This is a genomic window from Nonomuraea sp. NPDC046570 (assembly GCF_040645915.1).
Classification (GTDB): Bacteria; Actinomycetota; Actinomycetes; order Streptosporangiales; family Streptosporangiaceae; genus Nonomuraea.
Genome location: NZ_JBEYZF010000012.1, coordinates 200,823 through 214,777 on the forward strand (window position 1 = coordinate 200,823; position 13,955 = coordinate 214,777).

12 protein-coding genes are annotated in these 13,955 nt (G+C 71.8%); 8 read left to right on the forward strand and 4 right to left on the reverse strand.

Going from position 1 to position 13,955, the window contains the following annotated elements; all coding sequences use genetic code 11:
• Positions 1-1,296 carry a SpoIIE family protein phosphatase gene (locus tag ABZ911_RS21290; RefSeq protein WP_358058161.1) on the reverse strand — a complete coding sequence of 432 codons (1,296 nt, stop codon included), beginning with the start codon at positions 1,294-1,296 and terminating at the stop codon, positions 1-3.
• Positions 1,297-1,442: 146 nt separating this feature from the next.
• Here ABZ911_RS21290 and ABZ911_RS21295 point away from each other — a divergent pair, with 146 nt between their 5' ends.
• On the forward strand, positions 1,443-2,549 hold the full coding sequence (locus ABZ911_RS21295; RefSeq protein ID WP_358058164.1) for a Xaa-Pro peptidase family protein: 1,107 nt from the start codon (positions 1,443-1,445) through the stop codon (positions 2,547-2,549).
• A gap of 23 nt (positions 2,550-2,572) precedes the next feature.
• On the opposite strand, the gene ABZ911_RS21300 is transcribed toward ABZ911_RS21295, so the two are convergent.
• Positions 2,573-3,619: a monooxygenase gene (locus ABZ911_RS21300; protein ID WP_358058167.1), complete on the reverse strand. Its 1,047-nt coding sequence runs from the start codon at positions 3,617-3,619 to the stop codon at positions 2,573-2,575.
• Between the two features lie 326 nt (positions 3,620-3,945).
• Between ABZ911_RS21300 and ABZ911_RS21305 the strand changes: the two genes are divergently transcribed.
• The 5 genes from ABZ911_RS21305 to ABZ911_RS21325 all read left to right on the forward strand — a co-directional run bounded on the left by ABZ911_RS21305 (position 3,946) and on the right by ABZ911_RS21325 (position 8,647).
• Positions 3,946-5,094, forward strand: a complete 1,149-nt coding sequence (locus ABZ911_RS21305) for an acyl-CoA dehydrogenase family protein (protein WP_358058170.1) — start codon at positions 3,946-3,948, stop codon at positions 5,092-5,094.
• 80 nt (positions 5,095-5,174) lie between these two features.
• Positions 5,175-5,621 (forward strand): hypothetical protein, encoded by a 447-nt coding sequence (locus ABZ911_RS21310; RefSeq protein ID WP_358058173.1) that lies wholly within the window; start codon positions 5,175-5,177, stop codon positions 5,619-5,621.
• Positions 5,622-5,666: 45 nt separating this feature from the next.
• Entirely contained in the window at positions 5,667-6,659 is a 993-nt protein-coding gene (locus ABZ911_RS21315) for a hypothetical protein (RefSeq protein ID WP_358058176.1), read from the forward strand.
• The gene (locus ABZ911_RS21320) at positions 6,653-7,735 is read left to right on the forward strand and encodes a DUF4132 domain-containing protein (protein WP_358058179.1); all 1,083 of its coding nucleotides are present in this window, start codon (positions 6,653-6,655) and stop codon (positions 7,733-7,735) included. Before ABZ911_RS21315 ends, ABZ911_RS21320 begins: the two co-directional genes overlap by 7 nt.
• A 210-nt stretch (positions 7,736-7,945) precedes the next feature.
• A complete protein-coding gene (locus ABZ911_RS21325) occupies positions 7,946-8,647 on the forward strand; it encodes a hypothetical protein (RefSeq protein ID WP_358058183.1) in 702 nt (233 codons plus the stop codon).
• A 5-nt stretch (positions 8,648-8,652) separates the two neighbouring features.
• Here ABZ911_RS21325 and ABZ911_RS21330 read toward each other — a convergent pair whose 3' ends face one another.
• Positions 8,653-9,729, reverse strand: coding sequence for a polyprenyl synthetase family protein (locus ABZ911_RS21330; RefSeq protein WP_358058186.1), 1,077 nt, complete (start codon positions 9,727-9,729; stop codon positions 8,653-8,655).
• A gap of 166 nt (positions 9,730-9,895) precedes the next feature.
• Between ABZ911_RS21330 and ABZ911_RS21335 the strand changes: the two genes are divergently transcribed.
• Together ABZ911_RS21335 and ABZ911_RS21340 are read left to right on the forward strand one after the other, a co-directional pair.
• Positions 9,896-11,275, forward strand: coding sequence for a cytochrome P450 (locus ABZ911_RS21335; RefSeq protein WP_358058189.1), 1,380 nt, complete (start codon positions 9,896-9,898; stop codon positions 11,273-11,275).
• Positions 11,272-12,801, forward strand: a complete 1,530-nt coding sequence (locus ABZ911_RS21340; protein ID WP_358058192.1) for a prenyltransferase/squalene oxidase repeat-containing protein — start codon at positions 11,272-11,274, stop codon at positions 12,799-12,801. Before ABZ911_RS21335 ends, ABZ911_RS21340 begins: the two co-directional genes overlap by 4 nt.
• Here ABZ911_RS21340 and ABZ911_RS21345 read toward each other — a convergent pair.
• On the reverse strand, positions 12,798-13,823 hold the full coding sequence (locus ABZ911_RS21345) for a terpene synthase family protein (protein ID WP_358058195.1): 1,026 nt from the start codon (positions 13,821-13,823) through the stop codon (positions 12,798-12,800). The two genes, ABZ911_RS21340 and ABZ911_RS21345, sit on opposite strands and share 4 nt — an antisense overlap.
• Positions 13,824-13,955 lie beyond the last annotated feature (132 nt).

Below are 13,955 nucleotides of genomic sequence, written 5' to 3' on the forward strand. Positions count from 1 at the left end.
CTATGGTCGCACTTCGGCGGCCTCCGGGGTGGCGTGCACGCGGACCGCGAGCAGGCAGGCGTCGTCCTCGGGGTTGGGGCCGCCGATGCTGGCCAGCAGCCGGTCCAGGCCGGCCTCCAGGTCGTAGCCGGGCAGCTCGCCGGCGGCGGACATGACCAGCCGCAGGCCCTCGTCGATGTCGCGGGTGCGCCGCTCGACCAGCCCGTCGGTGAACAGCAACAGCAGGTCGCCCTCCCGCAGCTCGACCCTGGCCAACTCGTACGGCTCGTCGCCGGTCGCGCCGAGCAGCACGCCGTCGGGCGCGCCGAGCTGCTTCACGAGCCCGTCGCGCACCAGGATCGGCGCAAGGTGCCCCGCCTGGCCCCAGGTGAACACCCTGGTCGCCGGGTCGAAGTGGCCGACCAGGGAGGTGGCGGTGGTCTCGTCGAGGCGGTGCATCACCAAACCGTTGAGCCAGGACAGCAGGCGGTCGGCCGGTTGGCCGGTCATGGCCAGCCCGATCAGGGCGTGGCGCAGCTGGGCCATCAGCGCGATGGCGGGCAGCCCGTGGCCGGAGACGTCGCCGATGGACAGCAGGACCCTGCCGTCGGGCAGCTCGGCCGCCTCGAACCAGTCGCCGCCCAGGTTGGCGGTCTTCTCCGCGGGGACGTAGCGCACGGCGACCCTGGCCTGCGGCAGGTCGAGGCAGCCGACGGGCTCGGGCAGGATGGCCTCGCGCAGCGCCAGCATCACGCCGCGCTCCTCCGCGGCACGCTCCCTGGCCTCCAGGAGCTGGCGGCGCGACTCGGACATGATGCGCTCGGCTCTGCGGCGCCCGGTGATGTCCTGGATCACGCCGTGCACGCCGGTCGGCCCGCCGTGCCCGAAGTGCGGCTCCAGCACCGCGCGCAGGTGGCGGATCTCTCCCTTGCGGCGGATGCGGAACTCGGCCTGCACCGGCTCGACGCCCTGCACGACCGTCCACAGCAGCTGGTCCAGCGCGGCCAGGTCGCCGGGCTCGACCGTGCAGGCCAGGTCGGGTAGCGTCACCGGGCCCTCCACCGGATCACGGCCGAAGATCACGTAGACGTGGTCGGACCACACCGCCTGCCCGGTGCGCAGATTCCATTCGACCCAGCCCATGTTGCCCAGCCGCTGGGCGTGCCCCAGTTGCACGGCGAGGAGCTCGGCCGCCTCGCGCCGGTCGAGCTGCTCGGTGAGTCGCCTGACCAACTCGGTCGCCGTCAGGGGGCGGCCGAGCCGGTGGTCGTCTGTGGAGGGGAGGGCAGGCTGATGGCCGCCCGCGACGCCGACCATGTGGCTCGCTCTCAAAACGTATTGGAACGGGACAATTGCCCCACCGTAAGTGATCGTCCTTGAACGGAGTGTAGCGAGCGCTTGCGAGTTGTGAGAGCTTTTCGTGGATTCCCCGCGAGGCGGCCGGGAGTAGATTGGACGCCGTGATGTCCGCAGACCTTTACCCAGTGTCCCGTCTCGCCGCCGTCCAGGCCGCCACCGCCCGGGCCGGCCTTGACGCGCTCCTCCTCACGCCCGGCCCCGACCTGCGCTACGTCAGCGGCTACGAGGCCCTTCCCCTGGAGCGGCTGACCTGCCTGGTGGTGCCGGCCGCGGGCGAGTCGTTCATGATGGTGCCGCGCCTGGAGCTGCCCGCCGCGCAGGCCTCGCCCGCCTCGCGGCTCGGCGTGGAGTTCGTCGCCTGGGACGAGACCGACGACCCCTACACCCTGGTGGCCGACCGGCTCGGCCGGGTCGCGAGGGTGGGTCTCGCCGACCGGATGTGGGCGATGGCGTCGCTGCGCTTCCGCGCCGCGATGCCCGCGACCGACCAGGTGCTGGCCGGCAGCGTGCTGCGCGAGCTGCGGATGCGCAAGTCGGCCGCCGAGGTGGCCGCGCTGCGTGAGGCGGGCGCCGCGATCGACGCCGTCCACCTCCAGGTGCCGGGCCTGCTGAAGGCCGGCCGTACCGAGCGCGAGGTGGGCCGGGACATCCACGACGCGATCCTGGCCGCGGGCCACTCCACCGTCGACTTCGTCATCGTCGCCTCCGGCCCCAACGGCGCCAGCCCGCACCACGAGGTGTCCGATCGGGTGATCCAGACGGGTGAGCCGGTCGTCGTCGACATCGGCGGGCAGCTGCACAACGGCTACTGCTCCGACTCCACCCGCACCTACTGCGTGGGCGAGCCGCCGGCCGAGTTCGCGGCCTACTACGAGGTGCTGCGCCGGGCGCAGCAGGCGGCCTGCGAGGCGGTACGGCCGGGCGTCACCTGCGAGTCCGTCGACGCGGCGGCCCGCGAGGTGATCGCCGAGGCGGGTTACGGCGACTACTTCATCCACCGCACCGGCCACGGCATCGGCATCGAGACGCACGAGGAGCCGTACATCGTCTCGGGCAACACCGAGCTGATGGAGCCCGGCTTCGCCTTCTCCGTCGAGCCGGGCATCTACCTGGCCGGGCGGCACGGGGCGCGCATCGAGGACATCCTGGTCTGCACCGAGACCGGCGGCGAGCGCCTCAACAACACCTCGCGCGAACTGGTGATCGTCTAGCACCGCCGGTGGAGGTCCGCTGATCAGGTGGCGGGGGACCAGACGAGCAGGCCCAGGCACATCTCGTCGCTGGTGCCCTCGCCCCAGACCACGTAGCGCGGCGGCTGGGAGCTCAGCTCCGGAAGCAACGCCCGCAGCCCCGCGTCGTGGGTGCAGGTCACCTTGAGCGTGTCACCCGCCTTGACCGTGACGGGTTCGGCGAGCGGGCGGATGGCCTGCTCGTCGAAGTTGTAGCGGGGAATGTCCAGCAGCGTCCGCCCGCCCGTCTCGCCCGGGTTCAGCTCCACCTTGATCGCCCGGCCGAGCAGGTGCATGTGCCCGGCCGTGGCGTACACCGTGCCGCCCGCCTCCAGGCGCGTCGCGCAGTGCTGGGTGGGGCCCGGCGCCGGGGCCTTCTCGCCGTTGCACATGGCGTTGAGCTGGCCGACCATTTCCCCAGCCTGCTCGCCGAAGCGCCGGGTCAGCTCGCCCACGGCCGCCTTCCGGTCGCACAGCGGCCCCGACTCCTCGCTCGTGCACGGCAGCTCGATCGGCGCGGTCAGCAGCGCGGTCCGCAACGGGGTGAGCTTCGCGTCGCCGTCGGCGAAGCGGAGCCTGATGCCCGACTGGTCGGTGCCGACCGGCTTGCCCTCGGTGGCCAGCAGGTTGTAGTGCACCTGCAGGATGAGGCGGCTGCCCGGCGCGACCGGGTAGCCGACCTTCTGCTTCAGCAGCGTCTCGTTGGCCCCCGGCGCCCAGTGGCCGATCCACGCGCCGTCGTCGATGCCGGCGTCGCCGAAGCAGGTCCAGCCCTCGCCCGGCGTGCTCGCGTCCAGTCTGCCCGCCGCCTCGGCCTTGCCGGGGGCGATGGAGTAGACGATCGCGTGGTGCACGAGGTCGGTGTTCTGCGGCAGGAACTGGTTGCCGGTCAGGAACGCGGGCCCGGTCAGCTCCGGGTCGAGCAGGAAGCAGCGGTACTCGTCGGTCGCCCCCTTGGGCGCGGCGGGGGTGTACGCGCTGGGCAGCTTCAGGTTGACGAACCGCTCGCCGTCCCGCAGCGGGGCCGCGGGGGGTGGGGGAGACGCCGTCATGCCGTGGCCCGGGTGTGCGCTCTGGCTCGCGGGCGGCTGTGCCGTACCGGCGCGTTGTGCGCATGATGTCACGAGCAGGACCCCCGCGAGCGCGAGGGCCGTCGCACCCCACCATCGTGTCGATGTCATACCGTCCAGAGTCCTCGCCGGCGCGCCGGATGCCATCCACCCCAGGGTCGGACTCACTCCTCCGGAAGGGGGAGCTTTCCGGGGCTGCGGGCCGGCGGTCGTCGCCTGCGTGGTCGCCGAGTGGGAGGCAGGCGGTAGGTGACCGCTGGGAATGCGTAACAATCAGGGGAGTCACCCCTTACCTGGAGAGTGCCGCGATGAGCGTTGAGCGTGTGCTGCCCACCCCCGAGGCGCACGACCTGATCGACCTGACCCGAGACCTGATCGCCAAGGAGGTGGCGCCACGCGCCGCCGGCGACGAGGTCGCGTCCAGATTCCCCCGCGAGGTGTTCGCCACCCTGGGGGCCGCCGGCCTGCTCGGCCTGCCGTACCCCGAGGAGTACGGCGGCGCCGGCCAGCCGCAGGAGGTGTACCTGCAGGTGGTGGAGGAGCTGGCGGCGGGCTGGCTGACCGTCGGGCTCGGCACCTCCGTGCACACGCTGTCGTGCTTCCCGGTGGCTGCCTTCGGCACCGAGGAGCAGCGCGCCGAGCTGCTGCCCGCCATGGTCGGCGGGGACCTGCTCGGCGCCTACTGCCTGTCGGAGCCGCAGTCCGGCTCGGACGCCGCCGCGCTGACCACCCGCGCGGTGCCCGGACCGGACGGCTACACCGTGGACGGCGTGAAGGCCTGGATCACCCACGGCGGCGTCGCCGACTTCTACATGCTGATGGCCCGCACCGGCGACGCCTCCGGCGCGCGCGGCATCTCCTGCCTGCGCGTGCCCGGCGAGGCCGACGGGCTCTCCTTCGGCGCGCCCGAGCACAAGATGGGGATGCGCTCCTCGCCGACCGCCCAGGTTCGCTTCGACGGGGTACGGCTCCCGCCCTCCGCGCTCGTCGGCGCCGAAGGCGAGGGCTTCCGCATCGCCATGGCCGCGCTCGACGGCGGCCGGCTCGGCATCGCCGCCTGCGCGGTGGGCGTCGCCCAGGCCGCCCTCGACGCGGCCACCGACTACGCCCGCGAACGGCGGCAGTTCGGCTCGCGCATCGTCGACTTCCAGGGGATCGGCTTCATGCTCGCCGACATGGCCACGCACATCACGGCGGCCCGAGCGCTGTACCTGGAGGCGGCCCGGCTGCGCGACCACGGCCGCCCGTACAGCACGCAGGCGGCGATGGCCAAGCTGTTCGCCACCGACGTGTGCATGAAGGTGACGACGGACGCGGTGCAGGTGCTGGGCGGGTACGGCTACGTGGAGGACTTCCCCGTGGAGCGGTACATGCGCGAGGCCAAGGTGCTGCAGATCGTCGAGGGCACCAACCAGATCCAGCGCCTGGTGATCAGCAGGGCGCTCGCCAAGGGGTGACCCCGGAATGCCGGCGTCACCGGAAGGTCTGTGCACCGGCCGGTGGCGCGCCCGGGCTTCGACTGCGGCAGAGTGGCCCTATGAGGCGTCCTGTTGCTGTCCTCGCGGTTCTGGGGATGGTCGTGGCCGGTTGCGGTACGGGGGCGCAGCTCAGCCAGGCCGTTCTGGACCAGGCGCGTCTTCAGGGGGTGGCCCCGGACCTGATCTACGCGGTGGAGCTGGAGGGGTACGAGCTGGTCGAGCAGTCCGTCGGCGGCGTGAACGAAGAGGGCTTCGGCGCCTTCTACGTCTCACCGGCGGGTTCGCGGGTGGAGTTGCGGGTGGATCGGGGCCGGTTCGGCGACGGGCTGTGCGTGGACACGATGCTCAAGGACGCCGAGCCGCAGACCGCGCCGGTGACGTGCGAGCGCGACGAGGTGGGCTGGTATCGGGTGGGGGGTGGGCGGCACGAGTACACGGCGGTGCGCGGCGACCTGCCCACCGTCGGCGACGGCGCCCCGCACAATCCCGTGGGCCCTGGCGGCTGATCGCCGGTCCGCAGGAATGTCGGTGCCGACTGGCAAGATCCCGCCATGCGCGAACCCGCCGTGAGCAAGGTGATCAAGGATGCTCTGGTCACCGCGAGCTGGATCCAGGAGGTACTCGCCCAGCGGCGGACCCTGCTGCGCTGGTCGAGCCCGCAGACCTGCCCTGGACCGTGGGACGAGCAACGCGGCCTGGCCTCGCGCCTCCAGGCCAAGCAGGTCCGCCGCGACCTGAACGAGCGCCTGTCCCGCACCGAGGGCGCGGAACGCCGCGCGGCGGTGATCTGTCTCGCCCGCTGCACGAAGGACCGCTACACCGAGGAGCTCGACCTCGCCCTGTCGGGCTCGAGTGGCTGGACCGTGACAGAGATCGCCGCGCTGCTCACCGTCCTGAATGGGTTCGAGCCCCGCTACGGAGACGACACATGGCTGTCCCGGGTGCTCGACCTGGCCCAGGACTTCGACCCGCAAGAACGCGAAACGCTGCGGAAACCGATCGAACCGCTCGTCCGGGCGATCTACGACAGCCCCATCGAGGCCGCCAGACGCCGCCGCCTGGAACGCCTGATCGCCCGCGTCCTGCGCACCGACCCCGCCCCCATACCGAGATCGACACTCTCGCTCTCGGACCGCTGGGCCACGACCATCTGCGACCACCTCGACAGAACCCCCCACCTCCTTCCCCTGATCGACCACCTCTGCGAGCTACGCGGCCCACGCCCGACCAAGGCGTGGCGCGTCCGCTGCGGCGAACTCCTGCGAACCACCGACGCCCGGCATCTGGTACGGCTGGCGCTGCGCGCCTTCGACCGCGACACCGAGCAGATCCGCCGGTGGGGCTCGACCTGGCGGCTGGTCGTCTCGGAGCGGAACGTGGACACGGCCCGCGGCTTCGTCTGGGCCGCAGTCCTCCTGGGCGACGACCACGCCCAAGGCGGTGGCGATGGAGGTGCAGGGCGGCGGGAGGTCGTTCAGGCGCTGGTGGCGCTGGCTGTGCGGACCTCGGGTGTCGAGCAGCGGATCCGATCACGGGCGTGCTGACCCGCAGCCTGATCTGGCAGACCGGCCGGGACGGCTGGACCGCCTTCCTGTGCGACGAACCACACCCGGGACGCGACGACGCAGCGGCCTCGGATGGCTACGCAGTGGCTCCGGAGGGGGAGGCAGCGGAGGTGGGGGGTGGTGAGGCTGAGGTGTCAGGGGATGGAGTGAGTGATGTTTGTGAGCGAATGGTGCGGTTGTGGCATCCGGGGCGGGTTTCGCTCGCGGAGGTGTCGGCGTGGCGGGAGGTGGTGACGGGGCGAGGGGTGCGGCAGCCGTTCAAGCAGGCCTTTCGGGAGGTTTATCTGCTTACTCCGGCTGAGGGGCGGACGGGTCTCTACTCCAATCGGTTCGCGGCGCACATCGTCGAGCATCGGCGTCTGTACGCGCTGCTCAAGGAGCGTGGCTGGCAGACCAACTGGCTGGGGGCCTTCCGGAAGGGGTTCGACGCCGAGGCCACGAAGGAGTTGGCCGAGGGGGCTTGGCGGATCGAGTTCCGGTATGAAACGGCGGTGGTGGACGGGTACGAGGTGACGCTGGCCGCCACCGATCAGGTGCGCTTCGATCGGCGTGCCGGGCGCGCGTGGCGGCGGGTGGCGTTGGCGGAGGTGCCGCCGCTGGTGTTCAGCGAGGGTATGCGGGACGTGGACCTGTTCGTCGCGATCACGTCGATCGCCGCCGATCCCGGGTGGAGCGATCGAGGGGAGGAACGGCACCGCGACTACTGGAGCGACATGTCCTCCGCCCCGCTGCCGCCGTCCGGCGAGGTGCGCCGCGACGCGCTGGCCCGCGTCCTGCCCCGTACGGCCATCGCCGATCGCTGCACCCTTACCGACCGTTTCCTGATCGTCCAGGGTGACCTGCGTACCTACAAGATCCACTTAGGCAGTGCAAACATCCTCATGGAACCCGGGGACGTCTATCTGTGCATCGTCCCGAGCCGTAGGGGCGACACGAAAGTGTTTCTCCCCTTCGAGGAGGACGGCCGCCTCGCCCTCGTCCTCAGCAAGGCCTTCCTGCTGGCCCGCGACACCCGCATCAAGGACAAATCCATCCTCAAGCAGATCCACGGATGACCGCCGCACACCGTCCTGACCGGTTCCGCTCGGTGCGGTGCGGTGCGACCGCAGGGCGGCGCGAGGGCGGGGCGGGAGCAGGAATTCCCAAAGGTGCAGGGAGGGGCAGGGGCTGCAGGGGAGATCAGGCAGCAGATAGCGATAGATGGCGGCAGATATGTGCAAGTGGTGGGCAATCTGCGTGCAAGCAGTGAGTTCTAGCGTCGCAGCGTGTCCAGACGACTGACTCCCGGTGCCGCCGCGCTAGCCGCGGGTGCCGCGCTGATGCTCTCCCAGGCGCCCGCGTTCGCGCAGGCCGCCACTCCCACACAGACCGGCGCCCTCGCTCAGGCGGCGAACCCCGTACCGGTGGCGAACCCCGCCCAGGCTCACGCGCCGGCGCCTGCCGCGGTGGCCAGGAAGTTGTTCCGTGCCTGGTTGAGAGGTGACCGGGCCGCTGCCGCCAAGGTGGCCTCGCCCGCTGCGGTGAGCAGCCTGTTCGCGTACGTCTACCGCGCCCCGGACCGGTTCGCCGGGTGCACCGGGAACGCCTGCCGGTTCACGTACACCAGCGTCCGCGTGCCCGGTGGTCTCAACGGCATCCTGATGGTCGTCTCCGGCCCCAAGGTGACCAAGGTCTACACCTCCAGCCACCTGACCAAGCCGTCCCTGGCCGCCACCTCCCTGTTCAAGGCGTGGACGCTGAACGACCGCAGCCGCGCCCTCCAGTTCGCCGCCGTGCCGGCCGTCAAGACGCTGTTCAGGACGAAGTACGACCCCAAGGGCGTGACGCACACCTTCCAGGGCTGCTCGGCCGAGCCGAAAGGCCACGCGTGCGCCTACTCCTACGAGGGCGGCGCCATGCTGATGCACGTCCGCGGCTCGAAGCACGCCGGCTACGACGTCCGCTCGATCACCTACATCGCCGACTGACGGGTTCAGTGGCTCCGGTTGACGATCAGCTCGCACAGGTCGCGCAGTTCGTGCAGTTCGGTCGCGCCGGGGAAGCACGCGCCGAGGGCCTCGACGGCCAGGCCGGCGTGCCGGGCGGCCAGTTCGCGGGTGACGTCCGCGCCGCCGGCGGCCTCGATGAGGTCGGCGGCCAGCCGTACCGTGTCGTCGTCGAGGTCGCCGGTCAGCAGCAGGTCCTCCAGTTTGCCCGCGGCGGGGTCGTCGGCGGCGAGCGCGGAGAGCACCGGCAGGGTCTTCTTGCCGGCCCGCAGGTCGCTGTAGACGGGCTTGCCGGTGACGGCGGGGTCGCCCCAGATGCCGAGTAGGTCGTCGACCATCTGGTAGGCGAGGCCGAGGCTGCGGCCCATGCCGTACATGCGCTCGGCCTGTGCCGCCGAGCCGCCGCCGAGCGCGGTGCCGACGGCGGCGGCGCAGCCGAGCAGCGCGCCGGTCTTGCGCGCGGCCATGCCGGAGTACTCCTCGGCGGTGACCGCGTCGTCGCCGTTCCAGGGCCGGTTCTCGAACGCCATGTCCTCGGTCTGCCCGTGCACGAGTTCCACCAGCGCCCGCGACAGGTAGCCCATGGCGATGGAGTTGTCGGTCGCCGCGAGCCGGCTGATCGCCAGCGCGAGCAGGGCGTCGCCGGTGAGTACGGCGGGGCCGACGCCGAACGCCTTCCAGACGGCGTCCCGGTGCCTGCGGCGCTCGTCGCTGTCGATGATGTCGTCGTGCACCAGCGAGAAGGCGTGCACCAGTTCGACGGCGAGGGCGCCGGGCACGGCGCTGTCCGGCGGCGAGCCGGCCGCCTGCGCGCACAGCATGGCCAGCGCGGGACGCAGGCTCTTGCCGCCGTGCTCGTCGAGGGGCGTGCCGTCGATGTCGGACCAGCCGAGGGTGAAGGCGGCCATGTGGGCGCCCCACGGGTGCAGGCTCGTCACGGCCTGCCTGAGCGCGGGTTCCATGAGGCGCCGGTAGCGGGTCAGGACCTCGCTGGTGGCGTGGGGTGGTAGCGGGCGCGGGTCCCCGAGATCCCCGGAGGGAGACGCGGCAAAACGGGCGGCCATCAATCCTCCGAACTGAAGAGCGTGAGCAGATTATCACCGAACGCCTGTCTTGATCGGATAGATGTGATCATGTGATACTTCGCCCGAAGAGTTACAAATGTCGGAAGAGTTACGCCTTCTGGCGGATGATGCTCCTGAGGTCTGCCGCAAAGTGGGAGTCGCCACCATGTCCGTTGCCCCTGACACCAATGTGACCAGGGGGGCGCGGACGCTGCCCTTCTACCGCGTCATCCCCCGGCTGCTGAAGGAACCCGTCACCGAGCTGTCGAAGATGGGCATGGAGAACGACGGCCAGCCCGTACGGCTGGACATCGGACCTTTCCGGCCGTTCCTGATCTCCCACCCCGACCACGTCCAGCAGGTCCTCAAGACCGACTGGACCAACTTCATGCGTCAGGGCATGTTCTGGAACGCTGTATGGCGGGTGACCGGGCACGGGATCGTGAGCGAGGGGCCCGCCTGGGAGACGAGCAGGAAGATCCTCCAGCCGCTCTTCACCGCCAGGTACATCGCCTCGCTGGGCGAGCAGATGGCCGAGGTCATCGCCGCCAGCGTCGCCGAACTCGACGAATACGCGCGGACCGGCGAGCTGATCGACGCCGCCTCCCGGATGAACTCGATCGTCAACCACGTCATCATCAAGGTCCTGTTCGGCGGCCGGATCCCCAGGGAGACCGGCGAGCGGCTGGCGCCCGAGTTCGCCACCTGCGCCACCTCGATCGCCTTCCGGCTGCTCGTCCCCTTCGTCCCGGACTCCATCCGGGTGCCCGGCGACCGCGCCTTCCTGGCCGCGCTGAAGAAGATCGACGACATCGTCTACCCGCTGATCGAGCAGGCGCGTACGGAGAAGAACGACGCCAACGACGTGCTCTCGGCCGTCCTGCGGGCCAGGACCGAGCAGGACGGGGGCTCCACCGACCCGCGCCAGCTGCGCGACGACGTGGTCAGCATCTACGGCACCGCGTCGGAGACCACCGCGATGACGCTGACCTGGCTCTGGGGGGTGCTCGAGGACCACCCCGAGGTGTACGCCCGGCTGCGCGAGGAGATCGACCGCGTGGTCGGCGACGGCCCGGTCAGGGCGGCGCACGTCGACGACCTCACCTACCTGCACATGATCCTGCAGGAACTGCTGCGCCTCTACCCGGCGGCCTGGATGGTCCCCCGCCAGGTGGTGAACGACGCGGTGATCGGCGGCGTCCGGCTGAAGGCCGGTACGCAGGTGCTGATCAGCCCCTACACCACGCACCGGCTCGAGGAGTTCTGGGACCGGCCGCTGGAGTTCGACCCCGAGCGCTGGTCGCCCGAGCGCGCCGAGCGCCGTCACCGCTACAGCTTCTTCCCCTTCGGCGCGGGCCCGCACGTGTGCCTGGGACAGCAGCTGTTCTATATGGAGGCACCCCTGGTGATCGCCAACATGGTGCGCAGGTTCCGGCCCGAGGTGGCCAACCCGCAGCGGCTCACCCCGGCGCCCGGCGCGTCGGTCCGTCCCAAGGAGCAGGTCCTGCTCCGGCTGTTCCCGGCCGAGCGGAGCACCCAGGCGTGAGCGTACGGGAGGTGGCCGCCCCCGGGGCGGCGGACGTCGCCACGGCCGCGGACGAGCTGGTGGCGGGCCTGATGTTCCGGCCGTGGGGGCAGGTCTCGACCTCGGTGTACGAGACCGGCCGCCTGGTCACCCTGGCCCCCTGGCTCACCGGGCACCACGAGCGGATCGACTACCTGGTCGCGTCGCAGGGGCCCGACGGATCGTGGGGCGCGCCCGACGGGTACGGCCTGGTGCCGACGCTGAGCGCGACCGAGGCGATCCTGTCGGCGATGCTGCGCGGCGACACCGCGGCCGGTCTCGGCGAGGCCGCCGAGCGCGGGCTGCGGGTGCTGGCCGGCTGGCTGGCCGTACCGCAGGAACTGCCCGACATGCCGGCCATCGAGCACATCGTGCCCTCGCTGGTCGGCCTCATCAACGAGCACCTGGCGGCCCTGCCCGCCCACCCGCCGCTGCCGCTGCCGCAGGGCATGAGCTACGCGACGCTCGACCTGGTCAGGTCCTGGGTCGCCTCCGGCGCGGAGGTCCCCGAGAAGCTGCTGCACGCCCTGGAGATCGCCGGTTCCGCCGCCGGCGCCGCGCCGGCCGTCAAGCCCACGGCCATCGGCACCGTCGGCGCCTCACCGGCCGCGACCGCGGCCTGGCTGGGCGCCGGGCCGGTCCGCGAACCCGGCGACCCGGTCATCGGCCACCTGGAGGCGGTGGCCCGCCGCCACGGCGGCCCCGTGCCCGTCGGCCTGCCGATCACCGTGTTCGAGCGCGGCTGGGTGCTGAGCTGGCTGCTGCGCGCGGGCATCCGGGTGGAGGTGCCGCCGGAGATGGTGGCCGACCTGCGGGCCGCGATCGGCCCCGCGGGCACGCCCGCCGGGCCGGGCCTGCCCGCCGACGCCGACACCACCTCGGTGGCGCTGTACGCGCTGGCGCTGCTCGGGGCGCCCGTGGAGCCCGACAGCCTGTGGGCGTTCCACTCCACCACCCACTTCTCCACCTGGCTGGGCGAGCAGGGCGCGTCGGTCAGCGTGAACGCCCACGTGCTGGACGCGTTCGGCCAGTACGTGGCCTGCCGGCCCGCCGAGGCCGCCCGCTACGAACCGGCCATCGCCGACGTGGCCGCCTGGATCCGCGGGCGCCAGTCGCCCGACGGAAGCTGGGCCGACCGGTGGCACGCCTCGCCGTACTACGCCACCGTGAGCTGCGCGCTCGCGCTGGACGAGTTCGGCGGAGCCGAGTCGGCGGAGGCGGTGCGGGCGGCGGTCGAGTGGGTGCTGGCCGGTCAGCGTCCCGACGGGTCGTGGGGGCGCTGGGAGGGCACCGCGGAGGAGACCGCCTACGCGATGCAGGTCCTGCTGCTCACCCGCCGGCGCGACGACCCGCGCTGCGCGAGCGCGGCCGCCCGCGGCCATGCCCACCTGCGGCGCGTGTCGGGCGGCAGCCACCCGCCGCTCTGGCACGACAAGGACCTGTACGCGCCGGTCGCCGTGGTGCGAGCCGCGGTGCTCGCCTCCTCGCACCTCGCGCAGCGGGCCTAGCCGCCGTGGGCGCGGGCGTCGTCGCCGAGGTCCTGGACGGTGTAGGCGTGGGTGTCGCGCGCCCGGTACCACCCGCCGTTGAAGGCCACGCTCCGGCGCTGGCCCTCGGCGACGCCGGCCAGCTCGGCGGGCAGTTCGCCGAGCTCCTTGAGGAAGGCGGCGTCGAGCTCGTCGACGTGGGCCGAGACCTGGGCGACGGCCTGGGCCGTGCTCAGCCCGGATCGCTCCAGGATGCTGATCGAGTTGGGCTTGCCCTCGGCCCGCTCCCGCTCGAAGCTCCTGATGTCGTTGGCCAGCCGCAGGCAGGACCCGCCGAGGTCGGTGGCGTGCTCGATCGCCGTCCAGTGCGCGGCGCGCGCGGGCAGCGGGCCGCAGACGCCCAGCGCGGCGGTCCACCACGCGTGGTAGAGGATCGTGATCATGCCGTTGGCCAGGTAGCCGCTGTAGGAGGGCCACGCCTCGACGCCGGAGGTCCAGCCGCGCTCCCGGCCCATCGCGGCCCCCGCGATCTCCAGTTGCACCGCGAACTCGGGCGCGTGCTCGGCCGCGCCGGGGTAGCGGTGGAAGCGCTCGCACCACTGCCGCCAGGCCTCGAGGAGTTCGGCCACCGGCCCGCCGGCGCCCTCCGGGGGCGCGCCGCCGGTCAGGATGGCGGGCAGCCGCTGGAAGAAGGCGGCGAAGTCCCGGTCGGACCAGGATCCGGCGATGCCGTCGGCGATGTCGTCGACGCCGAACAGGATCGTGGTCAGGGCGCCGAGGGAGGCGATCTGGTCGAGCTCCGCGCGAGGGAACGTCGCGGCGGCCGACAGGCAGCTGAAGGCGAGCCTGCTGGCGGAGCTGTCACCCTCGGCGAACAGCGCGGGGAAGGGGCGCAACCAGTCGGCCGCCAGCGGCACGGCCTCCACCGCGGCCCGCAGCACCGAACCCCGATCGGGCTCGGGTACGCCCGCGAGCTGGTGCGATCCGGCCATCAGCCGGTCCGCGAGGTCGTTTCGAATGCCGAAGTACTCCTGGGCGCTCACCGGAGGAGCATATCCGCGATCTTGCTAGCCAAGACCGCAACATATGTGGATATTTGTACCCAAAGGAGTGGGGTTGCCTTGAGTGAAGATCGTGAGCTTGCTACTGTTCCGGGGTTGCTGGCGCGGTAGGCC